Consider the following 25,824-nt stretch of genomic DNA (forward strand, 5'->3'; position numbering starts at 1 on the left):
GCCTCTCCCGGCCGGCCGGGGCTTTTGTGCCGACCAACGGTCGGCACCCACCAGAAACACATGCCGACCAACGGTCGGCACCCACCAGAGCCACATGCCGACCAACGGTCGGCACCCACCAGAGCCACATGCCGACCAACGGGCGGCACCCACCAGAAACACATGCCGACCAACGGTCGGCACCTACCAGAGCCACATGCCGACCAACGGTCGGCACCTGCCAGAGCCACATGCCGACCAACGGTCGGCACCTGCCAGAACTACATGCCGGCCAGCGCTTCCACCAATGCATCCATCTGCTGCGGCCGGGTGAACACCGACGGCGTGACCCGCACGCAGGAGCCGGATTCCAGGCCATCACGATGCGTGGTGAACACCCGGTGCTCATCCAACAGGCGCTTCTGCAGCGCCATGTTGTCGGCCACGCTGGTGCGCCCGCGCAGGCGGAAGCTGGCCAGCGCGCTGGCCAGTGCCGGGTCAGGCGAGGACAGCACTTCCAGATGCGCCATCTGCCGGGCGGGCACCGTCCAGCGCTCGCGCAGGTAGCGCAGGCGGGCCTGCTTGTTGGCCACGCCGATGCGCTGGTGCAGGGCAATGGCTTCCGGCAGCGCCAGGTACGCCGCGAAGTTCACCGTGCCGGTGTGCACGCGGCTGCCGACGCGGCCATCGTCCGCCTCGCCCATGTACGGATCGAGATCGGCCACGCGGCCCTTGCGGACATACATCGCGCCCACGCCCACCGGTGCGCCGATCCACTTGTGCAGGTTGATGCCCACGAAATCGGCCTTCAGGTCCGGCACGGCGTAGGCGATCTGGCCAAAGCCATGAGCGGCATCCACGATCACATCGATGCCGCGCGCACGCGCACGTTCGGCAATCTCGGCCACCGGCAGCACCAGGCCATGGCGGTGGCTGACCTGGGTCAGCAGCACCAGCTTCAGCCTGGGCAGCCGCGCGAAGGCGGCATCGTAGGCCTGCAGGATCTGCGCGTGGTCGGGCACCGCCGGCAGGGCGATGCGCTCCACCTGCACGCCGCGGCGCTGCTGCAGCCAGCGCATGGCGCCGATCATGCTGTCGTAGTCCACGTCGGCGTACAGCACCTGGTCGCCGGGCGCGAGGCGGTTGTAGCCGCCGATCAGGGCCAGCATCGCCTCGGTGGCGCCACGGGTCAGCGCGATCTCGTCGGCACCCACGCCCAGCATGTCCGCCACCTGGCGGTGCACGGCCATGTACTCGGCGGGGAAAGTGTGCCGCCCGTACCAGGCGTTGCCACGGTTCACCTCGGCGGTGTGCCGCTGGTAGCTGGCCAGGGTCTGCCGCCCCATCGCGCCCCAGTAGCCGTTTTCCAGGTGGTTCACTTCATCGGTGATGTCGAAGTGGCTGGCCACGGCGGCCCAGTAGCCTTCATCGCGGGCCAGCACGTCCGGCGCCACGGTCGTTGCAGGAATTTCCATGGCCGCAGGGTAGCGTGCAGCAGCCATTGCAGGCAGTGAAGACAGCGCTGCGGCGGCCGGCAGCAGCGTGCCGGCGCGCAGCAGGTTGCGGCGGCGGCTGTCCATCAGAAGGTCAGCCGGTACTGCGCGTACACGTTGGCACCGTCGGTGTCGTAGGGTGCGTTACGCGAGTAGATCAGGCCGCGGCTGGCCTGGAAGGTCGCCTCGTCCGGGTAGCGGTCGAACACGTTGTCCACGCCCACGCGCAGGCTGTGGTGCTCGTTGATGCGGTAGCCCACGGCCAGGTCGAGGAAGGTCATGTCACCGAAGCGCTGGTAGATGTCGCCGGCCGCGTTGCCGGTCGAATCGGTCCACGCGCCGTAGTAGCGCACGCGCGCCATCAGCGACCACGCGCCCACGTCCCAGCTGCCGGTGAAGCTGCCCTTGTGCTCCGGCAGGCGATCTTCGAACAGCACGCGCTGGGTTTCGTTGGTGGCCACCGAAGTGCTGCCGTTGTCCACGCGGGTGCGGTTGAAGTTGTAGGCCAGGGTCAGCGTCATGCGGCCGGCGCCGAGGTCGCGCAGGTAGTTGCCGACCACGTCCACGCCACTGGTGGTGGTGTCGAAATCGTTGGTGAAGTAGTTGACCGAGGTGTAGCCCAGCGGATTGGGCGTGCCGGCGGGAATGGCGAAGCTGGCCGACTGGCTGAAACGGTCGGTGAGCTTGATGCGGTACACATCCACCGAACCGGACAGGCCCATATCGGTGCGCCAGGTCAGGCCGAGCGAGGCGGTGCGCGATTCTTCCGGGGTGAGCGGCTTGGCACCGAGCAGCTGTGCCAGCGGATCGTTCGGCGACAGGCGGCCGCTGGTGAAGATCTGCAGGGTGCGCGTGTCCAGGCCCTGGCTGGTGCTGGTGGTGTTCAACTGCGCCGGGGTGGGCGCGCGGAAGCCGGTGGAGAACGTGCCGCGGAGGGCCACGTCCGGGGTGATGGCAAAGCGCGCCGACAGCTTGCCGTCCACGGTACTGCCGAAGCTGGAGAAGTCTTCATAGCGGCCGGCGGCACCGATGCTCCAGCGTTCGCCCAGCGGCACTTCCATATCGACATAGGCAGCATGGCTGCGCTGGTCCCACTTGCCCGCCTGGCTGGCCGAGAAGCCCGGCGCGCCGTTGGAGTTGGCTTCCAGGCCGGCCACTGCGCCGGGGCCGACCGCGTACGAGGCCGGGTCGCCGGCGCGCACTTCATAGGTTTCCTGGCGGAACTCGGCACCGAAGGCGACGTTGACCGGCTTGGCCAGCGCGGCCACGTCCCATTCGTAGTTGAAATCGACGTTGGCGTTCTTCTCGGTCTGGGTCAGGCGGCCGAGGTCGAACGAGGTCGGGCTGTCCGGGCCAAGCGAGGCATTGATGGAGTTGTCCAGGCTGTAGTCGATGGCATTGCGGCCATACGACGCGCTGGCATCCCAGCGCAGCTTGGGCGTGATCTCACCACGCAGGCCACCGACCAGCTGCAGGTCGTTCTGCACGTTGCCGTACTGCGGGCTGAAGCCCACCGGATAGAGCGAACGCAGATCCCAGCCGGGGAAGATGCTGGTGGTGCGGTAGGCGCCGGTGGTGGTGTCCGGGTTGCGCCAGTTGAAATCGCTGACGCCATCGCTGTGGCTGTACAGGCCGAAGGCGTAGACCTCCAGCGTATCGCTGGCATTGGCCTTCAGGTTGAAGCCCACGCGGCGGCTTTCCAGTTCCGGCTGGCCCCAGCGCTGCACGGGGTTGGGCACGTCCAGATCGGGGTGCGCGGCCTGGAAGGCGATGGCATCGGGGCGCTGGCGGGTGCGCGAGGTGGCATCGGAGTTCGACGACTCGGCGAACAGCGCCAGGCTGCCGTAGTCGCCCAGCGCCCAGCCGGTGCGGGCGCTGAAATCACGCGAGGCACCATCGCCCTGCGCGTACTGCGAGTAGCCCGCAGTGATCTCGGTGCCCGGGCTGTCTTCAAGAATGATGTTGATGACGCCGGCGATGGCGTCCGAACCGTACTGCGCCGAGGCACCATCGCGCAGCACTTCGATGCGCTTGATGGCGCTGGTCGGGATCTGCGCCAGGTCGGCGGCCTGTGCGCCACGGTTGCCCAGCAGCGCACTGCGGTGGAAGCGGCGGCCGTTGACCAGCACCAGGGTCTGGTCCGGCGACAGGCCACGCAGGGTGGCGGGCCGCACGAACACCTGGCCATCGGCCATCGGCAGGCGCTGCACCACGAACGACGGCACCAGCTGTGCCAGCACGTCCTTCAGGTCGGTGGAATCGACCGACGTGATGTCTTCCTTGGTGAACACATCCACCGGCGCCAGCGTTTCGAACTGGGTGCGGTTGGAAGCGCGGGTGCCGGTGACCAGCATGGCGTCCAGCTGGGTGGGCGCGGCGTGGGTGGTGCCACCACCGGGGGTATCTGCCGTACTGGCATCTGCTGCGATCGCGCCTCCTGCGCTGACCATGGAAAGGGCGAGGAGGATGGAACGCGACAACAACGAGCTCTGCACGACGGGGACTCCGGGACTGCACGACAGGGTCAGGCGCGCCTGTACAGGCGGCCTGGACAAGTCGCGCAGTCTCGGCGCGATGTGTGAAGCGGGCGTTACGTGAACGCGACAGGAGGAAGTCGCGGAGGGCGGCGCCATTACCACGCGCGTAATAGAATCGAAGCATCCCGCACGCAAGGAGACCGCATCATGCGCCTGCTACACCTCACCCTGCCGGTGTCCGATGTGGGTACCGTCGCCGCCTGGTTCCACGACGTGCTGCAGCTGCGCGTGGTCGGCCACCACGTGCACATCGGCTGGAGCACCATCGAGCTGCAACCGGCCGATGGCCAGCCGCTGGGCGGCGTGCACCTGGCCTTCAACGTGCCGGACAACCGCTTCGCGGAAGCCATGGCATGGCTGCGCGAGCGCGTGCCGCTGCAGCGCAATCCCGAAGGCATTGATTACTTCGCGCTGGAGAGCACCTGGCAGTCGCAGTCGGTTTACTTCACCGGGCCCGATGGGCTGATCCTGGAGCTGATCGGCCGCAAGCGCCTGCCGGCCAGCGCACGCAGCGGCGCGTTCCACGGCAGCGAGCTGACCTGCCTGAGCGAAGTGGGCCTGCCCAGCGCGGACGTGGATGCGGTACGCGCCGAGGCCAGCGCGCGCTTCGGGCTGCAGCCGCTCAGCACGCCCTCGCCGCAGTTCGCGCCGATGGGCGATGACGAAGGACTGTTGATCGTGGTCGCCGCCGACCGCCGCTGGTTCCCCGAGCAGAAGGACCTGCCCAACGCGCAGGGCCTGACGCTGCGCGTGGGCGATGTGCAGGGCAGCGGCGAGATTGCCGATACCGCGCAGGGATGGCGCGTGATCCAGTAGATCCACGCCATGCGTGGATGGTCGGTGGAATGTGTCAACCAAGGTTGACACCTACCAGCTGCCCGACGCGCCACCACCACCGCTGCGGCCACCGCCCCCGGACCAGCTGCTGGAGCTGCTTGAGGATGAACTTGACGAGGAGGTGCCGGTAGAGCTGCGATAGCCGCTGGATGAACCGCCGCTCCCGCGTGCTTTCTCACCTGGCAGCATGGTGAAGATCCAGGCGAAGTACAGCACGAGCGTACCGGCACTCCACCCGATCGTCGCCGCAAGGCGCGCTGCCGGGTCGACCCGATCAATGGCCAGCAGGGCAAAGATCGCGTAGCCGGCGGTCAGCAGCACCAGCACTGCGAACCGCACCCCGAAACTGCTGCGGTCCTTGTGCCAGCGTGCACGGCAGGCCTGTACGAGGAAGAACACCAGCATCGCGGCAATGCCCACGGCCAGATCCAGCAGCGTGTGCAGGGCCAGGCTGGGCGGCAACTGGCCACGCAGCAGCATCACCACGAAGAAGCCCGTACTGACCCCGAGCATGCCCAGCAACACGATGCGCAGGCCCCGGCTGCGGCGCCAGCACCAGCCGAGCAGGCTCGCCACGGGTACGCACAACGCCAACACGATGCAGAGCGCCGCCAGTGCAGAACGCGGTGCCCACACGACCGCCGCCAGCATCCCGCCAGCCACGACGGCCGTCACCAGCATCGGGCGGCCCCAGGCCGGCAATCGCTTCGGTCGCGCCCGTTGCTTGGCACCTGCACGCGACTGTCCACGCTGGCGCTCGCGATGCCTGCGTGCGAAGTCGTCCGGCGTCTTCGCCGCGCTGGACGCTGGTGGCGAGCGCCACACGCCGGCGAAGAAGCCGGCCAGCAGCGCCAGGGCGATCACTGAATCCGCACTGCGCCAGTCCGGCGGCAGCACGCTGCGTGCCGTGGGGTCCTCCCAGGCTGGCAGATCTTCGCCGTCGATCAGCGCAACCACGATCTTCGTTCCATCCAGCAACCCCTGGTCGAGGTCGCCATCGCGGAAGCGTGGCACGATCGCCTTGTCGATGATGCGCGCAGCATATGCATCCGGAATTGCACCCTCCAGGCCGTAGCCGGTCTGGATGCGCACGCGGCGGTCCTGCACGGCCACCAGCAGCAGCACGCCATCATCGACGCCTTCGCGGCCCAGCTGCCACTGATCGAACACCCGCTGGGCGTAGGCCTCGATGCCCTCATCGCCAACATGGTCGACCACCAGTACCTGCAGTTGCGCGCCGGTACGTGCCTGCAACTGCAGTGCCTGTGCGCGCAGGGTGGCGTGGGTATCCGCCGACAAGGCACCCGCAGCATCCACCACCGGATCATCCAGCGCAGGTACCGCAGCAGCAGCCATCACCACCATCGGCATAAGGCACAACAGCATCAGCAGCCATGCCGGGGCCCAGCTCCGCGCTACCCTCCGCGACCTGCTCATGCGCCCTCGCCCTGCTCGATCTGCGCATGCAGTGCCTGCAGACGCGCCACCTGTGCGTCGAATACCTGCAGGTCGGCGTCGACCAGTTCCGCCCAGTCCGGTGCGTGGCCCAGCAACTGCGCCACCTGTTCCTGCGGGGCGCGGTCGAACCCTTCGGACAGCACGGCCAGGTAGCGCTGGCGGAAGCCCTGCGGATCCTGTTGTTCCTGCACGTACAGCTGCACCGCCACCAGGCCGGCGAACAGGTAATTGGCCAGGTACAGCGGGTCTTCGTACATCAGCCGCTTGGTTTCCCAGGTGGCACCCAGCGCCGGGTAGCGTTCGGCCATCATCCCGTAGCCGGACAGCACCTTCAGTGTCAGCGCATCGAGGTCATCGGCCGTACCCAGCGTGCCGGCGGCCACGCCCTGGTAGATCGACTGCTCCAGCTGCGCTTCCTCCGAAGCGATGAACAGCTGCAGCACGATGTCATCCAGCAGCGACTTCAGGTAGTACGCCTTGGCGCGGGGATCCTGCGCCTGCTGGTACAGCTGGTCGCGGAACTCCAGTTCGTTGAAGATCGCGTAGGCCTCGTTCAACCACGAGGTGCCGTTGCGGTAGAACGCCGAAACCTGCCCGCGCTGCATCCATTGGCCGTGTGCCGCGTGCCCGGCTTCATGCACGGCCTCCACGTCGCTTTCCAGGGTGCCCCGGCGCTCGCCAACGAACAGCAGCGCGGGCGCGCCCGGCGCTGTCACTGCAAAGGCATCGGCCGTGCGCGGGCCCAGCGTTTGCGCCAGGTCCATGCGCTGCTGCGCAGGGTCGAGCAGCGCGCGCACTTCAGCGGCGTACTCGGGGCCCAGCCCCCGCATCGCCCCGGTGGCGGTGTCGCGCACCTGTTCGAGGGTGAGGACCGGCGGCACGAAGCCGGCATCGGGCAGGCTGAGATCCCAGATCTGCGGCTCGGCCAGGCCCATGCGTTCGGCATGCTGCAGCAGCACCTGCTGGTAGGCGCGGCGCTGCGGCGCATGGCGCTGTACGGCGGCCAGCGTGGCCAGCACCGCAGGCGTGTCCAGGCCCATGTGCCGGTAGCTGCGTTCGGGTGCGCTGCCATCGCCCTGCAGCTGCGAGGCACGATCGTTGACCTGCACCAGCGCCAGCAGCGTGCTGGCCATGGCTTCGCGCTGTGAGGCCACGCCCTGCCAGTAGCCCTTCCAGCCGGCCTCGCGCAGCGCGCGATCCGGGTGCTGGGCCAGGGCCGTACTGTCCTCCCTGCTGTCCAGCGTGCGCCCATCGCGCTCGAAGCGCGGGTAGCTGGCGTGCTGCAACAGCTGCCGCTGCAGGCGTGCGAATGCATCCAGCGCCGGGCTGGCCACCTCGTCCACGGCATCGTCCAGGCCTGCGGCGCGCGGCGCCGTAGAGCCGCCGGTGGTGCCCAGCGCACGCGTGCGCAGCCAGGCATAGGGGGCCACCCAGCCCGCATCGGCCGGCGCACTGGCCAGCGCCTTGCGTGCGATGCGCGCGGCGTCGCCACACAGGTCCGCGATGCCTTCCTGTGCCTGCACCAGGCGCACATCACGCGCATTGCGTGCGGCCTGCAGGTGCAGATAGCCATGGTGGCGCAGGCATTGGCCGAACAGCCGGTCAGCCTGCTGCACGCGCGCGGCCGGATCCTCGGGTCCGGCATCGCGCAGCGTCGCGATGGCAGTGGCAAGTTTCGCGCGTGCGTCCTGTTCGGCCGCCGCATCGGCGAACCAGCTGCGGTCGTCGGCGTGCAGCGTCTGCGCGCTGGCGCTGGCGGTGCCGGCGGCAAGCAGCAGCACGGTGGCGGCGGTGATGCATCGCATCCTGCGGATGTTCATGACAGCTTCCTTTGTAGAGTCGAGCTTGCTCGACTGGACTTGTCCGCAGTCGAGCAGGCTCGACTCTACGCCATGGGCAGACCGCGGCGGGGGTAGACTAGCCCGTTCCCCACCTGTCCGGCCTTCACATGCGCACTTTCCTGCTGGTCCTCGGCCTGCTGCTCGCCCCGCTGTCGACCGCGCTGGCCGCAGGCGAACAGGTGCGCGAGGGCGACCTGTTGTTCGTCACCGCCGGGCACAGCGGACTGAGTGCGGCCATCGACGATGCCACCGCCACGCAGGGCGCGACCAGCTTCGACCACGTGGCCCTGGTGGCTGCCGGCCCGCACGGCTGGCAGGTGCTGCATGCCGATGAGAAGGGCTCACGGCAGCAGGCCCTGCTCGACTTCCAGCGCGACGCCCGCAGCAAGCAGCGGCAGATCGTCGTGTACCGGCTGCGTGCAGCGCCGGCCGGTGCGATCACCGATGCGGTCGCCAAAGCGCGCACGATGCTGGGCAAGCCGTACAACACGGCCTACGTGCTGAACGAGGACAGCTACTACTGTTCGGATTTCATCGAGCGTGCCTTCCGCGCGCACCATGTGTTCGCACTGCAGCCGATGAATTTCCGCAACCCGCAGACCGGGGAGATCGCCCAGCATTGGGTGGACCTTTACCGGGGCATGGGCATGGACGTGCCGCAAGGCCTGCCGGGCACCAACCCCAACGACATGGCCGCCAGCGCGGTGCTGGAACGGGTCGGCGTGCTCTGATCGGGACGCTGTAAAAGCGAAGCCCCGCACGTGGCGGGGCTTCAGTGTTCAGACCTGGGGGGAGCCAGGGTCATTCTTCTTCGTCTTGGCTGCCCTGCTGCTGGTTGCGCTTCTGCTGCTGGTCCTGCTGCTGTTGCTGCTGCTGGTCACGACCGCGACCCTGCTGCTGATCCTGCTGGTTCTGCTGACCCTTCTGGTTCTGCTGGTTCTGCTGTGCCATGTCCGTGTCTCCGAAGCCACGCGCGGAATGCGGTGGACGGGGCCATCCTCTGCGGCCGAAGGTTAACCATGCGTTGCAACGCAGCTAGGCTGGCGTGCACGCGCCCCACAAAAGACCGCGCGCCCCTTGCGGCACAAGCCCCTGAAGGATTCATGCGACGTGTGCATGTGCTCATGCCGGCCCGGCACCAGCCGCATTCAGCGGCCTTGCCCCGTGTGACGCGCGCATGACGGCCTACACCCATGGTCCCATTTGCAGCCGCGCGCGGCACCGCTATGGTCAGGCGGACACCCGCCGGAGACGCGCATGGCCCCGCAGACCGCAGTACGCCCTTCCTACGATGAAGCCCGCGACGGCTTCGATATCGCGCAGTGGCAGGACCGCTTCCAGGGGCGCCTGGACCAGGGCATCAACGCCTGCGTGGAATGCTGCGACCGGTACTGCGGAAGCGATCGGCTGGCCCTGCGCTGGATCGATGCGCAGGGCGCCCTGCACCTGTACACCTTCGACGACCTGCGCGATGCCGCCGCCCGCGCCGCACAGGTGCTGCGTGCCGCCGGCGTCGGCCCGGGCGATGTGGTGGCCGGCCTGTTGCCGCGCACGCCGGACCTGCTGGCCACCATCCTCGGCACCTGGCGCCTGGGCGCGGTGTACCAGCCGCTGTTCACCGCGTTTGGCCCGAAGGCCATTGAAAGCCGCCTGAAAACCGGCAGCACCCGCCTGCTGGTGACCGACAGCGCACAGCGCAGCAAGCTGGACGAACTCGATGCCTGCCCGCCGGTGGCCACGGTGCTCGCCCCCGGCCATGCACTGCGCGACGGTGATATCGACTGGCGTGCGGCCACGGTGGCGGCCGCGCCGACGCTGGAGCCGGTGCTGCTGCCCGGCGATGCGCTGATGGCCCTGCTGTCGACCTCCGGCACCACCGGCAGCCCCAAGGGCGTGCCCGTGCCGCTGCGCGCGATGATGGCCTTTGCCAGCTACATGGAACTGGCCGTGGACCTGCGCGCCGACGACGTGTTCTGGAACATCGCCGATCCCGGCTGGGCCTACGGCCTGTACTACGCGGTGATCGGCCCGCTGCTGCTGGGCCACGCCACCACCTTCAGCGAAGCCGGCTTCAGCGTGCACGGCCTGAACACCATCATCGGCCAGCTGGGAGTGACCAACCTGGCCGGCTCGCCCACCGCGTACCGGCAGATCATCGCCGCCGGCCCCCAGGCCAGTGCCGGCATCAAGGGCCAGCTGCGCGTGGTCAGCAGTGCCGGCGAACCGCTGAATCCGGAGATTGCCCGCTGGTTTGCCGAGCACCTGCAGACCACCGTGCTGGACCACTACGGGCAGACCGAGACCGGCATGGTGGTGAACAACCACCATGCGCTGGCCCACCGCGTGCGCCCGGGGTCGTCGGGCTTTGCGATGCCGGGTTACCGCGTGGCCGTGCTGGATGAACACGGCCATGAACTGCCACCGCGCACGCCCGGCATCCTCGCGGTGGACCTGAAGCAGTCACCGATCATGTGGTTCACCGGCTACTACCGGGCGGAGACCCCGGCCATCGCCGATGGCTACTACCGCACCGGCGATTCAGTGGAATGCGAGGACGACGGTTCGATCAGCTTCATTGGCCGCTCCGACGACCTCATCACGTCGTCCGGCTACCGCATAGGCCCGTTCGATGTGGAGAGCGCGCTGATGGAGCATCCGTCCGTGGCCGAAGTGGCAGTGATCGGCGTACCCGACCCGGAGCGGACCGAGATCGTCAAAGCGTTCGTGATCCTGCGCGACGGATTCGAGGGCAGCGATGCGCTGGCGCACGCGCTGCAGCAGCATGTGCGCCATCGCCTGTCCGCGCATGCCTACCCGCGCCAGGTGGAGTTCGTGGCGCAGGTTCCGAAGACGCCCAGCGGCAAGGTGCAGCGGTTCCTGCTGCGCAAGGCAGAGATCGAGAAACAGGCCGCAGCCGGCTGATGTAGAGCCGAGCCGTGCCCGGCGGGTTCCTGTAGAGCCGAGCCTATGCTCGGCTGGTTCCTGTAGAGCCGAGCCTGTGCTCGGCTGGCCGTTGCAGGCAGCCGAGCGTGGGCTCGGCTCTACAACCCCACAGGCGCTAAGGCATCACCGGCGGCACGTAGGTCAGGGTCATGCCCAGCAGCCACAGCAGGCCCAGCACCAGCGGAATGTGCACCAGCAGCTGGATGAAGGTGAAGCCGACGATGTCGCGGGCCTTCAGTCCCAGCACGCCCAGCAGCGGCAGCATCCAGAACGGGTTGATCAGGTTCGGCAGGGCCTCGGCCGCGTTGTAGACCTGCACCGCCCAGCCCAGGTGCGCCTTCAGTTCGTTGGCCGCCTGCATCACATACGGCGCTTCGATGATCCACTTGCCACCGCCAGAGGGCACGAAGAAGCCCAGCACCGCCGAGTAGACGCCCATCACCAGGGCGAAGGTATCGGTGCTGGCCACGTGCACGAACAGGCTGGACAGGCGATGCGCCAGGGTCTGCCCGTCGCCGCCGGCCGCATGGGTGAGGATCATCGCGATGCCGCCGTACAGCGGGAACTGGATGAGCACGCCGGTGGTGCTGGGCACCGCCTTGGCCACCGCGTTGAGGAAGCTGCGCGGGCGCCAGTGCAGCAGCAGGCCGAGCGAAATGAACAGGAAGTTGTAGGTGTTGAGGTTGGCGATGGCAGTGACCACCGGCTTGTTGGCGAACTCGTTGAACAGCCAGCCGAAGGCCAGCAGCGAGAGCAGCACGGTCAGCAGCGGGCTGTACTCGAGCCATTCACCCGGGCGCGTGCGCTGCTGCAGCGGCTCCGGCTCGGCCTGCGCGGCGCCGGGGAAATCTTCGGCGGTACGTGCACTGCCAGCGGCCGGCGCGGTCAGCCAGGCAATCAGCAGCGAGACCAGGATCAGCACCGCGGTCAGCGCGATCGACTGCCACAGGAAGATGGTCTCGGTGAAAGGCAGCACGCCGGTGATTTCCACCAGGCCGGGCGGCATGCTGGCCGGGTTGGCCTGCAGCTGTGCGGCCGACGAGCTCAGCCCCATCGCCCACACCGCGCCCAGCCCCAGGTAGGCCGAGGCACCGGCGGCGCGGTAATCCATGCGCAGCTCGGTGCGGCGGGCGAGCGCGCGCACCAGCAGGCCGCCGAATACCAGCGAGAAACCCCAGCTGAGCAGCGAGGCCAACATGCTGACGAGGCCGACGTAGACCACGGCACCGCGGCCGGTGCGCGGCACCCGCGCGAGGAAATCAATGAAGCGCGCCACCACCGGCGCCGTGGCCAGCGCATAGCCGCCGATGACCACGAAGGCCATCTGCATGGTGAAGGGGATCAGGCTCCAGAAGCCGTCGCCGAAGGCGCTGGCCGTGGCCTGCGGGGTCGAGCCGAAGCCCATCGCCGCCACCGCGACGATGACCACGCCCAGCACCGCGAACACGTACGCATCGGGGAACCACTTTTCCGCCCAGGCGGCCGAACGCAGCGCCGCGCGCGCCATCCAGCCATCCTGTACTGCTGCCGTCGAGGCCATCGCCTACCCTCCCAGGTTCGATGGGCCGATTCTGGGCGGTGAGGTGCGGGCTGTCAGCCACCTATTGGTCGTAGGTGGCAGAGGGGGTAGTGCCGGCCGCTCGCCGGCAACCCCGCGATCGCGCACGTGCGCAGCCGGCCAGCGGCCGGCTCTACCATCCATGGGTCGCACGTCGCGGAAGGGGGTAGTGCCGGCCGCTGGCCGGCAATCCCGCGATCGCGCACGCGCGCAGCCGGCCAGCGGCCGGCTCTACCATCTATGGGTCGCACGTCGCGGAAGGAGGTAGTGCCGGCCGCTGGCCGGCAACCCCGCGATCGCGCACGTGCGCAGCCGGCCAGCGGCCGGCTCTACCAGACCCGGGGGTCAGCGCAGCGCCAGGTCCACGGCGATGCCGGCAAACAGCGCCGCGCCTACCCAGTTGTTGTGCAGGAAGGCCTTGAAGCACGGCCCGCGCTCGCGGTTGCGGCAGATCCAGAATTCGTACACCACCAGCACCGTGGCCACCGCCACGCCAGCCAGGTAGTACCCGCCCATCCCGCCACGCACGCCCACCAGGGCCATCGTGGCCAGGAACAGCGCGTACAGCACGCCCTGGATGACCAGGTCCAGCTCACCAAACAGGATGGCGGTGGAGTGCGAGCCCATCTTCAGGTCGTCCTCGCGGTCGACCATGGCGTACCAGGTGTCATACGCGGTGGACCACAGGATGTTGCCCGCGTACAGCAGCCAGCCCAGCATCGGCACTTCGCCCTGCACGGCGGCGAAGGCCATCGGGATGCCCCAGCCGAAAGACATGCCCAGGTAGACCTGCGGCAGGTGCGTGTAGCGCTTCAGGTAGGGGTAGCTGGCGGCCAGGAACACGCCGATGAAGCTCAGGCCGATCGTCAGCCCGTTCAGGGTGAGCACCAGACCGAAGGCCACCAGCATCAGCACGGCGAACAACGCCAGCGCCGCACGGCCGCTGATCGCCCCGGTGGCCAGCGGGCGCGCCTTGGTGCGCTCCACGTGCGGGTCCAGCCAGCGGTCGGCGTAATCGTTGATGACGCAGCCGGCAGAACGGGTGAGCCAGACGCCCGCGGTGAACACGAACAGGGTCCACAGCGGCGGCAGGCCGCCAGCGGCCAGCCACAGCGCCCACCAGGTGGGCCACAACAGCAGCAGGGTGCCGATCGGGCGATCGGCGCGCATCAGGGACCAGTAGTGACGCCAGCGCGGCGTCGGCGCCGGATGCGGTGCGGAAAGAGGGGTGTCAGCCATGGCGATAGGATACTCCTGCGCTGGAGGGACGGCGGCGCGGGTCTGGAAAAGACAGGGCCCGATGCGCCTGCGCGCACCGGGCCCCGGTGTCATGGCCCGCCGTGGCGCTGAACTCAGACCTTGCCCCACGCTGCTGGCGCGTTGTGCCAGCGCCAAGCGCTCTCAATGATCGGCGCCAACTCTGTCCATACGGGCTGCCACCCCAGCACCCTGCGCGCGCGCTCACTCGAAGCCACCAGCCGCGCGGGATCACCGACCCGCCGCTCAGCAGCGTCGTAGGGCACCCGCAGACCAGATACAGCCTCAGCCGTCTTGATCACGTCGAGCACGGAAAAACCTTGCCCGTTGCCAAGATTGAACGCATGGGCACCAGGCTGTGCGTCCATGTAATCCATCGCCAGCGCATGGGCCTGGGCCAGGTCCTGCACATGCACGTAGTCCCGCACGCAGGTTCCATCCGGTGTTTCGTAGTCGCTGCCAAACACCTTGAGCCGCCCGCCCTGCCCCAGGGCCGAGCGCAGCACATTGGGGATCAGGTGAGTCTCGCAGGCATGCGCCTCACCGATGCCGTGCTGGGGCAATGCCCCTGCGGCGTTGAAGTACCGCAGGCATACCGAGCGCAGACCGTAGGCTGCAGCAGCATCCGCCAAGATGCGCTCGGCCATCAGTTTGCTCGCCCCGTAGGGGTTGATGGGCTGCTTGGGATGGTCTTCGTCAATCAGCGCCGAGCATGGCTCGCCAAAGATCGCCGCCGTGGAGGAAAACACAATGCGCTCCACCTCGTGAGTTCGCATTGCCTCCAGCAGATTCACCGTGCCGGTGACATTGTTGGTGTAGTAAGCATAGGGGTCACGTACCGACTCGCCCACCAGCGACCGGGCAGCGAAGTGCATAACCGCATCGAAGTGCCTACCAGCAAACAGCCGTTGAAGGGCTGCAGCATCCAGCAAGTCCCCCTCTACCAGCTCTCCCCACGCCACGGCGCCGCGGTGCCCCGTGGACAGGTTGTCGAATACGGTTACCCGATGGCCCTGCTCGGACAAGTACTGGGCCATGTGGCTGCCGATGTAGCCCGCACCGCCGCATATGAGAACGTCATGCATGGGGATCTTCCCTGACCTGAAGGGAAGAATGCCTGGAGCATCCTACCCCTGGAATGGACTGAGGATCGGCATCTTCATGCCGATCCTCTACACGCCATCAATAGCAGGAAATTACTCCTTGCCGTCAGACTTGTACTCGTAATAGCCGTAGCTGTAATAGCCCGTGGCGCGCTTCTCGACCGCGTTGAAGATCGCACCCTTGATCTGCACGCCGTTCTGCTCGAAGCGCTGCAGGGTCAGCTCGATTTCCTTGGCCTGGTTCACGCCGAAACGGGTGACCAGCAGGCTCGAGCCAGCATGGGTGGCGACCAGCGCCGGATCGGTCACGGCCAGGATCGGCGGCGTATCGACGATCACCAGGTCGTACTTCCCGGACATGTCCTGCAGCAGCTGCGCGAAGCGCGGGTGCATCAGCAGCTCGGCCGGGTTCGGCGGAATGTCACCGCGCACCATGTAGTGCATGTTGTCCAGGCCGGACACCGGATGGATCACCTCGTCGACGCTGAGCTTGCCACCCAGCACGTCCGACAGGCCCTTCTGGTGCGACACACCCAGGATCTTGTGCAGGGTGCCCTTGCGCATGTCGGCGTCGATGACCAGCACGCGCTGGCCCGCCTGCGCGATGACCGCGGCCAGGTTGGTCGACACGAAGGTCTTGCCCACGCCCGGGCGCGGGCCCGAGATGGTCAGGATGTTGTTCTTCGCTTCCAGCATGGCGAAGTGCAGGCTGGTACGCAGGCTGCGCAGCGCTTCCACGGTCGGATCGGCCGGGGCGGTCACCGCCAGCAGGTGCTGGCGACCGTCGGCCACCACGCGCGTACCGTGCTTGCCCTTGCGCAGCTTGGGCAGGGTGTTGGACACGCTGAGCGGGATGGCGGCGTAGACCGGCAGGCCCAGGGCCTCGATATCCGCCGGGTCTTCGATGCCCGGGTTGAGCATGCGCTGGAGGAAGACGAAGGCGACCGAGAGGAAGCCGCCGAGGAGCGTGGCGATGGCTACGATCAGGGCCTTGCGCGGCTTGACCGGGTTAGCCGTATCCACGACTGCCGGATCAACGATGCGCACGTTACCGACGGTGCCGGCACGGGCAACGTCCAGCTGCTGCGCCTGATTGAGCAGCGCGGTGTAGAGCTCGTTGCTGACCTGAAGATCACGGGTCAGGCGAAGCAGTTCCTGCTGGGTGTCCGGCAGCTGGCCGACCTGGCGCTGGAAGCCAGCCTTGCGGCCTTCCAGATCACCAATCTGCTTGAGCAGCGCACGGTAAGCCGGGTGTTCGCGGGTGAAGCTGCGATCCATCTCCGCCTGCTTCAGGCGCAAGGTCTGAATGCTGGCTTCCACGGCGACTTCCTGATCCAGGAGCCCCTTGGTCTGCATGGTGATGTCAACAGAATTAGCGCGCGACTGATAGCTCGTCATCGCGGCTTGGGCTTCCTCCACCTGTTTCCGTACAACTGGCAACTGTTCCTTTACAAACTGCAACTGCGCCGCAGCTTCGGCCGATCCCCGATCTACATTCTGCCGCACGTATGCCTGCGCAATACGCTGAACGATCAGCTCAGCAAGCTGGGGATCTTCGCTCTCGTAAGTGACTTTGAGGATGCCAGAGTCTTTACCCTGTTCCGCGACCGCCACTGCTTCCTGCAAGCCAGCGATGACATCCAATCGACGAAGCTTGGTCACCGCAAAACGCGTGCCGGGATTCGCCGTCAGACTCGCGACTTCGATGATGATCCCAGAACCCTCGGCGCGCTGGCCGGCCACCCCCTTGACCAGAGCAGCACCCTCATCGTCCTCGAGAACGAAGGTACTTCCGACGCCAGTTCGCAGGGTCAGTTCCTGATTCAGCAGCGCGGGTGGGACCTCAAGGCGCTGAATCTGAAGACTCTCCCCGCCCCAACCGTAACTCTCTGCACCGAACTTGGCTGGAGCCGGAGCATCCGCGACATCGGGCTTGAAGCGACGTGCGAAGTAACCACCGATCAGTGGAAATCGGTACGGAGCGACACTGATGTCCAAATGAAGCTCATCGACAGCGGTGCCAATGACACTCCTTGACGTGAGCAACGCAACCTCCGTCGTGGCGGCAGGGGTTGCCCCGCCAACACCAAGGGAGGTGAGCTCGGACAGACCCGGGATGCCTGGGACCTTGGACTCAACCTGCACCATTGACTGAGCCTGGTACACGGGAGTTGCGATCAGGGCGTAGATGCAGCTAATCACGAAGAATAGGCCCGTAACTACTGCGATCAGCCACTTTCGATCAAGAACAGTGCCAAAAATCTCCCGGAGGTCGATCTCATCATCCTTGACTACACGGGCTTCCGTCTGCTTTGTCATCGTTTCCACTTCACAATAAAGAGAACTGCGGCGCACAGCGCCTTTCAACTGATCGAGTTCGCGCTGAGTTGACACCAACAGGGCGGAAAACGGGTGCCAGCCTATCAGCTTACCCGATTGATGGCGTTTGACGAACCGTCACCAACATGGCGGATGCCTGCTCAATATGTGATGCCCGTCTCACTTTTGGTGTTTTCATGCGATGAGGGCTTGATCTGGGCGAGGGAGCGGCTTCGTGAAGTAGCTCACGCTGGGGATGGATGGTGGCTCATTCGCCGGAGTTGCGAACTTGGACGACGTGGAACGGCCCACACTGTAGTAGGATTCGACCTTTGCTCGTTTTACTCACCGACCTGCGTAGGCCAAGCGCCCTCCAGCTCAAAATCAGGACCCGGTTGTGGCTGTTGCCCAGGGCGCGCGCAACGCCAACTCACGTCTCTCCGCTTCATTAGTGACGCGAGAGGTGTCGGGAACCGTGACATAAGGATGTAGAAATGAAAATTGCTGTGGTCGGAACGGGTTACGTCGGCCTGTCCAATGCGGTGCTTTTGGCACAGAATCATGACGTCGTCGCCCTGGACATTGACGCGAAGCGCGTCGATCTCTTGAATGCACGCAAGGCGCCGATTGAGGACTCTGACATAGAGCAGTTCCTCGAAAGCAAGCCACTGAAACTAGCTGCCACGCTGGATAAAAACGAAGCATACGCCGATGCTCGATTTGTCATCATCGCAACACCAACGGATTACGATCCGCAGACCAATTATTTTGACACGACTTCAGTTGAGTCCGTGATCCGGGATGTCACAGAAATAAATCCTGATGCGGTAATGATAATAAAGTCGACGATCCCGGTCGGCTGTACCGCAGAACTCAAGTCGAGATTTCTGACGAACAACATCATCTTTTCCCCTGAGTTTCTTCGGGAAGGGAAGGCGCTGCACGACAACCTCTATCCCAGCCGCATCATTGTCGGAGAGCGTTCGGCTCGCGCAACACAGTTCGCGGAACTCCTGAAAGAGGGTGCGATCAAGTCGGAGATTCCGACTCTCTTCACCGACTCCACTGAAGCGGAAGCAATCAAGCTTTTTGCCAACACCTACCTAGCCATGCGCGTCGCCTACTTCAACGAACTGGATACATATGCCAGCTCACATGACCTGGACACTCGCCAGATAATTGAAGGCGTCAGCCTAGATCCGCGCATTGGCGGGCACTATAACAACCCGTCCTTCGGCTACGGAGGCTACTGCCTGCCGAAGGACACCAAGCAGCTTCTAGCCAACTACCGCGACGTCCCGCAGAATTTGATTCACGCGATTGTTGAATCCAACCGCACTCGCAAGGATTTCATTGCCGACGCGGTTATTAAGCTGAACCCCAAAACTGTAGGCCTCTACCGTCTCGTAATGAAAGCAGGGTCGGACAACTTTAGAGCATCTGCAATTCAAGGGATCATGAAGCGGATCAAGGCAAAGGGAATTCAAGTCATCGTGTACGAGCCAGTACTCTCGGATGGAGATTTTTACAGCTCTCGGGTTGTAAATGATATCGCGGAGTTCAAGAAGTCCGCGGATATCATCGTGGCGAACCGGATGACCGACGAGCTCGAAGACGTCGCCGCGAAGGTCTATACGCGCGACATTTTCCGGTGCGACTGATGAATAACGATATCAAGCCTCCCGTGAAACCCAAGGCCCGCTTTGGCATGTTCTCAGTCGACTGCCTGTCCCGCAAGGAGCTAGTCGAGAGAGCTCTTGAGGACTGTTCAAGAGACGTTCGACCGCAGCTGGTATTCGACGTGAATGGGCATGCACTGTCACTCGCGAGAACCGACCACAGCTACCGAGACGCGGTCAGCCAGGCTGACATAGTTCACGCGGATGGTGGCTTCCTTGTCACCCTTTCCAAGCACCTTGGATTGCCAAAGATTCCTGAGCGCAGCGCCACTACCGATATGATCCACGACTTTGCGGCCTCGTTCAGCGAGACCTCTCATGGATTCTATCTACTGGGGGGCGAGGAAAGGGTAAACGAACAGTGCGTCAACATCCTTCAAGAGCAGTACCCACGACTGAAAATATCAGGGCGCCGCAACGGATTCTTCAACAGTGATGACGAAGAGCACATCGTTGAGCAAATCAACGAAAGTGGGGCTTCGATACTTTGGGTAGGCCTTGGCAAGCCAAAGGAGCAGGCTTTTTGCATCCGTTGGCGGCACAAGCTTAACGTCCGCTGGGTGATCACCTGCGGTGGCTGCTACAACTACATAACAGGGGATTATGGCCGTGCACCTGCATGGATGCAAAAGCTGAACATGGAATGGCTTTATCGAATGGCGACGGAGCCACGCAAGCTGTTCTGGCGCTACGCAATCACATCCCCTCATGCACTGTGGATTGCACTAACAGATCACAGCGCAAAATGAGTATTTTCAAGATTAACTTATAGGACATTCATGTACGCAATAATCGAAGGCGGAGCAACACCGAAGGGACGTGTGCGTGTTAGTGGAGCCAAGAATTCCGCAACTCGGCTACTGGCAGCTGCCCTGCTCTCGGATGACACCGTAGAGCTTTCGAACTTCCCGACCAGGCTCGTTGACGTAGGACACAAGATTCAGTTCTGCCAGACCCTCGGCGCGGACATCCGCGTTGATCATGAATCGGAGCATTTGACCATCCAGGCCTCGGCACTGCGTGCCAAACTGCTGAGCAGGGACGAGTTCGACGTACCAATTCGCACTACCTATCTTCTTGCGGCAGGTCAGGTCATCCGATCAGGTCTTGCTCGCGTGCCGTATCCGGGTGGGTGTCCGATTGGCGGCGGAAGCGGCGGCGGCCGAGGCTATGATCTGCACATGATGGTGTGGCGAAATCTCGGCGCCAATGTGACCGAGCGCGAGGACCACATCGAGATCTCCGCTCCTGATGGGTTCAAGGGAGGAGCGATCAATTTCCCAATCAGCACCGTTGGTGGAACTGAGAACGCGCTTCTCTGCGCAAGCGTCGCGGATGGTCGGACAGAAGTTCACAACGCATATATAACCCCAGAAATCGAAGATCTGATTGCCCTCCTGCGTCGCATGGGCGCAGAAATCACAGTTTCCGGCACTAGTCATATTGTGATTGATGGCAGAGCCGGAAAGCTCTCTGGTGCTCGCATGCCCGTCATGACGGATCGAATCGAAGCACTAACCTGGGTTGTCTATGCGATTCTTGCCAAGGGAGAAGTCACCATTGATCAAGTGCCCTTCTCCCCCATGCAAGTTCCCCTTCTTCACATCGAGCATGCTGGTGTAGATCTGCTGAAGAATTCGCAATCCATCCATGTAACCCCGGATTGTCTTCGCTCTGGGCTGGTTCAGCCCTTTGAACTTGCATGCGGCGCACACCCAGGCGTCATTTCTGACATGCAGGCTTTCTACGTCATGCTCGGACTTGCAGCATCTGGCACTTCTCGAATTTTCGATTATCGCTATCCCGAGCGAATCGCTTTCGTCAGCGAGCTGGCCAAACTGGTTGATGGGGATCATCTTGCTGCTGAACGTGGAAGGATCACCGTGAAGGGACCTGCACGATTCAAGGCCGGCGTTGCAGATTCAACCGATCTTCGAGGCAGTATGGCCGCAGTCATCGCGGCGCTCTGTGCCGATGGCCAGTCAAAGATTCTCAATGTCCAGATGGCACTCCGAGGCTACAACGACCTGAGCGGAAAGCTGTCGCAGCTCGGCGCTCGAATCTCCATACACGAAGACTGAACCCAATGTCCGTAAAACCCGGCTCGCAGGAAATTGATCGGCTGGCTGAGCTGCTGTCGACCGAGCTTCCTAATCAGGTGTCTCGCAATGTCTCTCTGGCCACGATATCCAGATGGAAGATTGGTGGCAACGCAGCGATTTATGTCGAGCCGACGTCTGTCGCAGCTGCAGCGCGTGTAATGGCGATCATGGCCGGAAGGCCTGAGCCATTCTTTGTCATGGGTGACTCTTCAAACACGCTTTTCGACGATGCCGGCTTTGCTGGCGTCGTTATGCGGATTGGACGAAATCTTTCGGCCATGCGAGTGGAGGGAACCAGAGTCTGGTCGCAGGCAGGAATATGGGTGCCCAAGCTCGCCTTGGCAACGAGTGATGCCGGTCTCGGTGGGCTTGAGCACACCACAGGAATACCAGGAACTCTAGGCGGCCTAGTGGTTATGAACGGAGGCAGTCAGCGCAAGGGAGTGGGCGCTAGTGTCACAGAAGTCCTTTGCGCTGACGAAAGCGGAGAACTATTCCGAATGGATCAGCGGCAGTGCGGCTTTGCTTACCGCACATCCTCACTCCAGAGTCGACGCGTAGTGGTGCTGGAGGTTGAACTGGAACTAAAGCCTCGTCTGCGTAACGAGTCGCGAGCCGAGATGCTCGCCATTGTAAGAGACAGGCGCAGAAAGTTTCCGCAGAAGCTGCCAAATTGCGGATCAACTTTCTTGTCAAACCCTTCAATGTACGAGCACATTGGGCCACCAGGCCTTGCGATTGAACAGAGTGGATTGAAGGGCCTTCGGAAGGGGGGCGCTGTCGTGTCGACGCTCCATGCCAATTTCATTGTCAACGATGGCGGCGCAACTTGCGTCGATGTTCTCTGGTTGATCGGACACATCCGAGAGACCGTGAGACAGCGCACCGGATATGAGATGGATTGCGAAGTAAGACACCTTTCTCCAACTGGGGAACTGAGGGCCGCCCACATCAGTGCTCAGCAGATCTATTTCCGCGAAGTCGAATCAGCATAGCCATGTCTTCGACTTTCAGAGATGTAGCCACCGTCGTGTTTGCACGCGGGTTCGTTCGCGCGGCCCAGTTTCTTTCCTTCCTCATCCTGGCGAGATTCCTGACGGTCGAAGAGTTTGGCTGGTTCGGACTAGTCACCAGTGCGATAGCCCTTGCCGTAACTCTTGGCAGTCTTGGTCTACGCCAGTCAGTGGCCTATCAGCAAGGGAGCGGGGAAGTCAGCCAAGGTCAGAGCCTGGCTACGTCGCTAGTGCTCTTTCCCGTTCTGGCCGCTGCCTCTAGTGCCGGCGTACTGCTGCTCTACGGAGATGCCCTGCCTACCGGAACCCCGATCCTGCTCAAAGCCTCGATTGTCCTGGCGACCTCAGGCAGTCTACTCGTGACCATACTCCAGGGAATACCTCTGGCAAAAGGCGATATCCGGTCCTTTAGCCTATCCGAGACTTCGCCCCGGGTGATCCTTGCCGTGGCCTGCGTTTTCTTCGCCGCTGCCGGGTTCATGTCACTACCAATTGCGATGTCGGCATATGCTTTGGGCTTCGTAGTAACTGCTCCCCTGCTTCTCTTCAGTGTCTCAAGGGGTGTCAACGGCATATCAATACCTCCGGCGAAGAAGATATTTCGGATGATTGGTTTTGGCGGAGTCTTCGCCATCAATCTGTTCCTGATTCTCGGAATGTCGCGATTAAGCATGTTCCTGCTGGAACACTATCACGGGGCAAATCTAACCGGCTTGTTTTTTGCCGCATTGCGCGCCAATGAGTTATTGCTTGAAGTGGCAGCTGCGGTCGGCATCGTTGCATTCTCGTCGTCCGTCAGAGAAGTATCTACTGACAAGAAAACCTTTGCGGATCAGACCAGCAAGCTTTCCCGCCTGGTGTTCTGGGCCTTTACCATCGCGGGCTTTGCAGTTGCGCCATTCTCAGAAAGCGTGGTAACCATACTGGCTGGGAGCTCCTATCGGGGGGCGGGCCCGGCAATGCTCGTCCTTTCATTGTCTCTGGGAATTGCTTCAGCAAACAAGGTGATTTATCCAGCCGTAGCCGGAAGAGGTCGTCCTTTGTTCGGAACGCCGGCAATTGTCATCGGGCTTGCTGTAACCCTTCTTGCCTCAATCCTGCTTATTCCAAAATTCGACTTGGTTGGCGCTGCCACATCAATCGCTGCGGGGCAAGCAACCATATTTGCACTTTACGTCTTCAGCTTCGGCCGCGCCTACGGATCGACCTTCGGTGACTTCCTGTTTCCGAAGTCATCGGACATAAAAGAAACGTATCTTAGGATCAAGAACAGGATCGCAAAATCGAAATGACTCAATCAGACGACGCCTGCACCTCTCCCGGCATACGCCCGGCGACGGTCTCAGTACTGACGGGATACTACAACCGCGTCCATTGTGTTGATGAGACGATCCTTTCCATTCTCAACCAGTCACATCAAGACATCGAACTGATCGCCTTTGATGATTGCTCAACCGACGGAACTGGAGATCGATTAATAGCACTTAGGGACGAGCTTGCCGATCCACGATTCAAGGTTCTCATCCACGAATCGAACAAGGGGTTTACTCAGGGAATGATCGACGCCATTGCAGCGTCGGATTCCGAATTCATTTGCGTCCAAGGATCTGGCGACATATCCCTGCCGCGCCGAATCGAACGTCAGGTTTCGGCACTCAGAAGCGATCCCGATATAGGTGCAGTCGGCAGCTGGTACACCAACGTGGTGGAGACGAACGGCCGCCGGTACCCGCGCCGCCCCGATGCCAATGGTGTTGACTTTGAATCACTGATGAAAGGAAATGTATTCTCTCACGGCGAGGTCATGATCAGGCGGTCAGTATACGAAGCCGCAGGTGGCTACCGCAGCGCATTTACCTTCTGCCAGGATTATGATCTCTGGTTGAGAATAGCAAAGATATCTAGACTCCATACTGTAAAGGAATTTCTTTACGAAAGGAGTGTTCGTTTTGACGGCGCATCCTATCATCCAAAGAAATTCCCGCTCCAAGCTAGATTCACCATTCTCGCACGGAGATTTGCTCTAATGAGCGAGCCCGAGCTCGGCGCTGCAATTGCGCGCCTTGGTGAAGTGGGTCCTGGCGAGTTCGTTCAGGGAGACGATCCGGAGCTTCAACGAATTCTCCTTAAGGCGGTGCTGCGTTCGACCATCTTCGGCGCGACTCAAGAAGCCGAGAAGCTTTCGGAGCAGCTTACGCCTGGAATTCCAAAGGCTATCCTGAGGACGATCAACTCCATCGTGGCGAGGCTACCCAGTCGCGTGAGCGGCCGTTAGACTGCGCCCAGTCTCCGTGCACACTGATGTGCCCGCAAGTCACATCCTGAGAAGATCAAAACGCGCCTGCGAGATCACTCCCTACGGAGCTGCCCTCTCCCCATTCTGAGCTTTATCAGTGAATTTCGAGAGACGCGCTGCGGAAACGAAAAGATGAACAACCATACGCACCAGACCCAATTCCACTCATCAGTTGTCCGCTACGCGCCGTTGATTTGGCTCGCGGGTCTGAGCTCTGTTGCCTATCAGCTCGCCGCTCTTTGGAGCGCGATCCGATCAGGCGGGAAAATCGTTCGCCCCAATGCGATGCAGATTGTTGTGTACAGCTATTGCGCGGTGTACGCGACCTCTATCGGCATTGCGGCTATTGAAGGCGCGGACATTCTGCGGGTTTTGGCAGCGTTATATAATCTTTCAATATGGGTTTCCGGAGCGATTCTTCTGGGAACAGCAGGTCTCACGCATCACGACTCAGTGAGACGATCGGCCAGAATGACGTTGGTAGTACTCTTCGTGCTTGCCGTCGGGTCTTACTTTGCCTTCGGGTCACAAGGATCAGTACGACTGAACTCTCTTCTGGGATTCGCAATTAACGCCGATGCGCTTCCTGAGAATCTCGCCGCCAATACAAATTTGCACATGACCAGCGTCGACTGGTCGACACTGGGCCTGGGATCCCGGGTCAGTGTTCTGGCGCCCTACCCTACGGCGTCAGGAATGTTGGCAGTCGTACTTCTAGCTCTTTCGGCTCCGGCGTCCTTGACGCGCTCATCGGCACTTAGGTACTGCATTTACATCGCCTTGGCTATTGTGGTGTGCATGCTATGCGCATCCCGTGCAGCGGTAGCATCGGCCTTTCTCTATTGCGCGTTGCTGGGTCTGTTCTATGTCGCACGCGTATCGAAATCGCAGAGCTTCAAAGCTGCGATCGTTTGTCTCATCATAATCTCAGTACTCCTGGCATCCTCACTTCTCAGCGAAGCAATTTCCGCGCTCTGGAGCACGGTGAATTCGTCAAGATCGGACAGCTCGTCACTACGATTCATGCTCTACACCCGTTCGGTGTCGTCTGCCTGGGCAGAGCACCCACTTCTTGGATTTGGAATCAAGGAGCGAGTCAGTGAACTGGCGATTCCGCTTGGATCACATTCGACATTCTTCGGAGCGATGTACAAAACCGGCCTGATTGGTGGTCTTGTCGTCACCTTGTTCTTTCTACTCGTGACAAAGACGTCATTCGCAGCTGGCTTCAGATCACGTTGCGACTATCGCTCATCTCTGGCTGCAGGTTGCATCGCCATGCTGCCTCTCCTGATATTCGAAGACTTGGACTCCGTTCCACTTGTCGCGTACACATTCTTCCTGATGATTGCGCTTGTATCTAGGCGTTCTGCCATAGAACAAAGGTAGAGCCCTTCTGCGCTGCCTTG

Annotated in this window: 19 protein-coding genes; 10 read left to right on the forward strand and 9 right to left on the reverse strand. The window is 62.9% G+C overall.

Annotated elements, in window-relative coordinates:
• Positions 1-260 precede the first annotated feature (260 nt).
• Positions 261-1,559, reverse strand: a complete 1,299-nt coding sequence (locus QMZ26_RS02210; RefSeq protein ID WP_283220424.1) for an aminotransferase class V-fold PLP-dependent enzyme — start codon at positions 1,557-1,559, stop codon at positions 261-263.
• Entirely contained in the window at positions 1,559-3,967 is a 2,409-nt protein-coding gene (locus tag QMZ26_RS02215; RefSeq protein WP_283220425.1) for a TonB-dependent receptor, read from the reverse strand. Before QMZ26_RS02215 ends, QMZ26_RS02210 begins: the two co-directional genes overlap by 1 nt.
• A gap of 189 nt (positions 3,968-4,156) precedes the next feature.
• Between QMZ26_RS02215 and QMZ26_RS02220 the strand changes: the two genes are divergently transcribed.
• On the forward strand, positions 4,157-4,825 hold the full coding sequence (locus QMZ26_RS02220) for a VOC family protein (RefSeq protein WP_283220426.1): 669 nt from the start codon (positions 4,157-4,159) through the stop codon (positions 4,823-4,825).
• 51 nt (positions 4,826-4,876) lie between these two features.
• Here the strand turns inward: QMZ26_RS02220 and QMZ26_RS02225 are convergent, their stop codons facing one another.
• A complete protein-coding gene (locus QMZ26_RS02225) occupies positions 4,877-6,232 on the reverse strand; it encodes a TPM domain-containing protein (RefSeq protein WP_283220427.1) in 1,356 nt (451 codons plus the stop codon).
• A 47-nt stretch (positions 6,233-6,279) separates the two neighbouring features.
• Complete coding sequence (locus QMZ26_RS02230) at positions 6,280-8,109, reverse strand: M3 family metallopeptidase (protein WP_283220487.1); 1,830 nt, start codon at positions 8,107-8,109, stop codon at positions 6,280-6,282.
• A 143-nt stretch (positions 8,110-8,252) separates the two neighbouring features.
• Here QMZ26_RS02230 and QMZ26_RS02235 point away from each other — a divergent pair, with 143 nt between their 5' ends.
• On the forward strand, positions 8,253-8,876 hold the full coding sequence (locus QMZ26_RS02235) for a YiiX/YebB-like N1pC/P60 family cysteine hydrolase (protein WP_283220428.1): 624 nt from the start codon (positions 8,253-8,255) through the stop codon (positions 8,874-8,876).
• Positions 8,877-8,946: 70 nt separating this feature from the next.
• Here QMZ26_RS02235 and QMZ26_RS02240 read toward each other — a convergent pair whose 3' ends face one another.
• Positions 8,947-9,096: a hypothetical protein gene (locus QMZ26_RS02240; RefSeq protein ID WP_174208706.1), complete on the reverse strand. Its 150-nt coding sequence runs from the start codon at positions 9,094-9,096 to the stop codon at positions 8,947-8,949.
• 306 nt (positions 9,097-9,402) lie between these two features.
• On the opposite strand from QMZ26_RS02240, the gene QMZ26_RS02245 reads away from it, so the two are divergent.
• Positions 9,403-11,067, forward strand: coding sequence for an AMP-binding protein (locus QMZ26_RS02245; RefSeq protein ID WP_283220429.1), 1,665 nt, complete (start codon positions 9,403-9,405; stop codon positions 11,065-11,067).
• Positions 11,068-11,203: 136 nt separating this feature from the next.
• On the opposite strand, the gene QMZ26_RS02250 is transcribed toward QMZ26_RS02245, so the two are convergent.
• The 4 genes from QMZ26_RS02250 to QMZ26_RS02265 all read right to left on the reverse strand — a co-directional run bounded on the left by QMZ26_RS02250 (position 11,204) and on the right by QMZ26_RS02265 (position 17,325).
• A complete protein-coding gene (locus tag QMZ26_RS02250; protein ID WP_174208707.1) occupies positions 11,204-12,628 on the reverse strand; it encodes a TIGR00366 family protein in 1,425 nt (474 codons plus the stop codon).
• Between the two features lie 363 nt (positions 12,629-12,991).
• Positions 12,992-13,885 carry a 4-hydroxybenzoate octaprenyltransferase gene (gene ubiA / locus QMZ26_RS02255; protein ID WP_108759117.1) on the reverse strand — a complete coding sequence of 298 codons (894 nt, stop codon included), beginning with the start codon at positions 13,883-13,885 and terminating at the stop codon, positions 12,992-12,994.
• Between the two features lie 113 nt (positions 13,886-13,998).
• Entirely contained in the window at positions 13,999-14,988 is a 990-nt protein-coding gene (galE, locus tag QMZ26_RS02260; protein ID WP_283220430.1) for a UDP-glucose 4-epimerase GalE, read from the reverse strand.
• Positions 14,989-15,099: 111 nt separating this feature from the next.
• Complete coding sequence (locus QMZ26_RS02265; RefSeq protein WP_283220431.1) at positions 15,100-17,325, reverse strand: polysaccharide biosynthesis tyrosine autokinase; 2,226 nt, start codon at positions 17,323-17,325, stop codon at positions 15,100-15,102.
• 494 nt (positions 17,326-17,819) lie between these two features.
• Here QMZ26_RS02265 and QMZ26_RS02270 point away from each other — a divergent pair, with 494 nt between their 5' ends.
• From QMZ26_RS02270 to QMZ26_RS02300, 7 genes are all read left to right on the forward strand, one after another.
• Positions 17,820-18,986 carry a nucleotide sugar dehydrogenase gene (locus QMZ26_RS02270; RefSeq protein ID WP_283220432.1) on the forward strand — a complete coding sequence of 389 codons (1,167 nt, stop codon included), beginning with the start codon at positions 17,820-17,822 and terminating at the stop codon, positions 18,984-18,986.
• A complete protein-coding gene (locus tag QMZ26_RS02275) occupies positions 18,986-19,753 on the forward strand; it encodes a WecB/TagA/CpsF family glycosyltransferase (RefSeq protein WP_283220433.1) in 768 nt (255 codons plus the stop codon). The genes QMZ26_RS02270 and QMZ26_RS02275 overlap by 1 nt, the downstream gene beginning before the upstream one ends.
• A 30-nt stretch (positions 19,754-19,783) precedes the next feature.
• Complete coding sequence (locus tag QMZ26_RS02280; protein ID WP_283220434.1) at positions 19,784-21,085, forward strand: UDP-N-acetylglucosamine 1-carboxyvinyltransferase; 1,302 nt, start codon at positions 19,784-19,786, stop codon at positions 21,083-21,085.
• 5 nt (positions 21,086-21,090) lie between these two features.
• Positions 21,091-22,101 carry a UDP-N-acetylmuramate dehydrogenase gene (murB, locus tag QMZ26_RS02285; RefSeq protein WP_283220435.1) on the forward strand — a complete coding sequence of 337 codons (1,011 nt, stop codon included), beginning with the start codon at positions 21,091-21,093 and terminating at the stop codon, positions 22,099-22,101.
• 2 nt (positions 22,102-22,103) lie between these two features.
• Complete coding sequence (locus QMZ26_RS02290; protein WP_283220436.1) at positions 22,104-23,411, forward strand: polysaccharide biosynthesis C-terminal domain-containing protein; 1,308 nt, start codon at positions 22,104-22,106, stop codon at positions 23,409-23,411.
• Positions 23,408-24,394 carry a glycosyltransferase gene (locus QMZ26_RS02295; protein ID WP_283220437.1) on the forward strand — a complete coding sequence of 329 codons (987 nt, stop codon included), beginning with the start codon at positions 23,408-23,410 and terminating at the stop codon, positions 24,392-24,394. The genes QMZ26_RS02290 and QMZ26_RS02295 overlap by 4 nt, the downstream gene beginning before the upstream one ends.
• A gap of 153 nt (positions 24,395-24,547) precedes the next feature.
• Positions 24,548-25,804, forward strand: coding sequence for an O-antigen ligase family protein (locus QMZ26_RS02300; protein ID WP_283220438.1), 1,257 nt, complete (start codon positions 24,548-24,550; stop codon positions 25,802-25,804).
• Positions 25,805-25,824: the final 20 nt, after the last annotated feature.

The organism is Stenotrophomonas sp. PFBMAA-4 (genome assembly GCF_030053215.1).
GTDB lineage: Bacteria > Pseudomonadota > Gammaproteobacteria > Xanthomonadales > Xanthomonadaceae > Stenotrophomonas.

Excerpts from the sequence above, each read along its gene's own strand:
- QMZ26_RS02210 (WP_283220424.1), bottom strand. The coding sequence starts at position 1,559 with ATGGACAGCCGCCGCCGCAACCTGCTGCGCGCCGGCACGCTGCTGCCG.
- QMZ26_RS02220 (WP_283220426.1), top strand. The coding sequence starts at position 4,157 with ATGCGCCTGCTACACCTCACCCTGCCGGTGTCCGATGTGGGTACCGTC.
- QMZ26_RS02225 (WP_283220427.1), bottom strand. The coding sequence starts at position 6,232 with ATGCTGTTGTGCCTTATGCCGATGGTGGTGATGGCTGCTGCTGCGGTA.
- QMZ26_RS02230 (WP_283220487.1), bottom strand. The coding sequence starts at position 8,109 with ATGCGATGCATCACCGCCGCCACCGTGCTGCTGCTTGCCGCCGGCACC.
- QMZ26_RS02235 (WP_283220428.1), top strand. The coding sequence starts at position 8,253 with ATGCGCACTTTCCTGCTGGTCCTCGGCCTGCTGCTCGCCCCGCTGTCG.
- QMZ26_RS02240 (WP_174208706.1), bottom strand. The coding sequence starts at position 9,096 with ATGGCACAGCAGAACCAGCAGAACCAGAAGGGTCAGCAGAACCAGCAG.
- QMZ26_RS02245 (WP_283220429.1), top strand. The coding sequence starts at position 9,403 with ATGGCCCCGCAGACCGCAGTACGCCCTTCCTACGATGAAGCCCGCGAC.
- QMZ26_RS02250 (WP_174208707.1), bottom strand. The coding sequence starts at position 12,628 with ATGGCCTCGACGGCAGCAGTACAGGATGGCTGGATGGCGCGCGCGGCG.
- ubiA (WP_108759117.1), bottom strand. The coding sequence starts at position 13,885 with ATGGCTGACACCCCTCTTTCCGCACCGCATCCGGCGCCGACGCCGCGC.
- galE (WP_283220430.1), bottom strand. The coding sequence starts at position 14,988 with ATGCATGACGTTCTCATATGCGGCGGTGCGGGCTACATCGGCAGCCAC.
- QMZ26_RS02265 (WP_283220431.1), bottom strand. The coding sequence starts at position 17,325 with ATGACAAAGCAGACGGAAGCCCGTGTAGTCAAGGATGATGAGATCGAC.
- QMZ26_RS02270 (WP_283220432.1), top strand. The coding sequence starts at position 17,820 with ATGAAAATTGCTGTGGTCGGAACGGGTTACGTCGGCCTGTCCAATGCG.
- QMZ26_RS02275 (WP_283220433.1), top strand. The coding sequence starts at position 18,986 with ATGAATAACGATATCAAGCCTCCCGTGAAACCCAAGGCCCGCTTTGGC.
- QMZ26_RS02280 (WP_283220434.1), top strand. The coding sequence starts at position 19,784 with ATGTACGCAATAATCGAAGGCGGAGCAACACCGAAGGGACGTGTGCGT.
- murB (WP_283220435.1), top strand. The coding sequence starts at position 21,091 with ATGTCCGTAAAACCCGGCTCGCAGGAAATTGATCGGCTGGCTGAGCTG.
- QMZ26_RS02290 (WP_283220436.1), top strand. The coding sequence starts at position 22,104 with ATGTCTTCGACTTTCAGAGATGTAGCCACCGTCGTGTTTGCACGCGGG.
- QMZ26_RS02295 (WP_283220437.1), top strand. The coding sequence starts at position 23,408 with ATGACTCAATCAGACGACGCCTGCACCTCTCCCGGCATACGCCCGGCG.
- QMZ26_RS02300 (WP_283220438.1), top strand. The coding sequence starts at position 24,548 with ATGAACAACCATACGCACCAGACCCAATTCCACTCATCAGTTGTCCGC.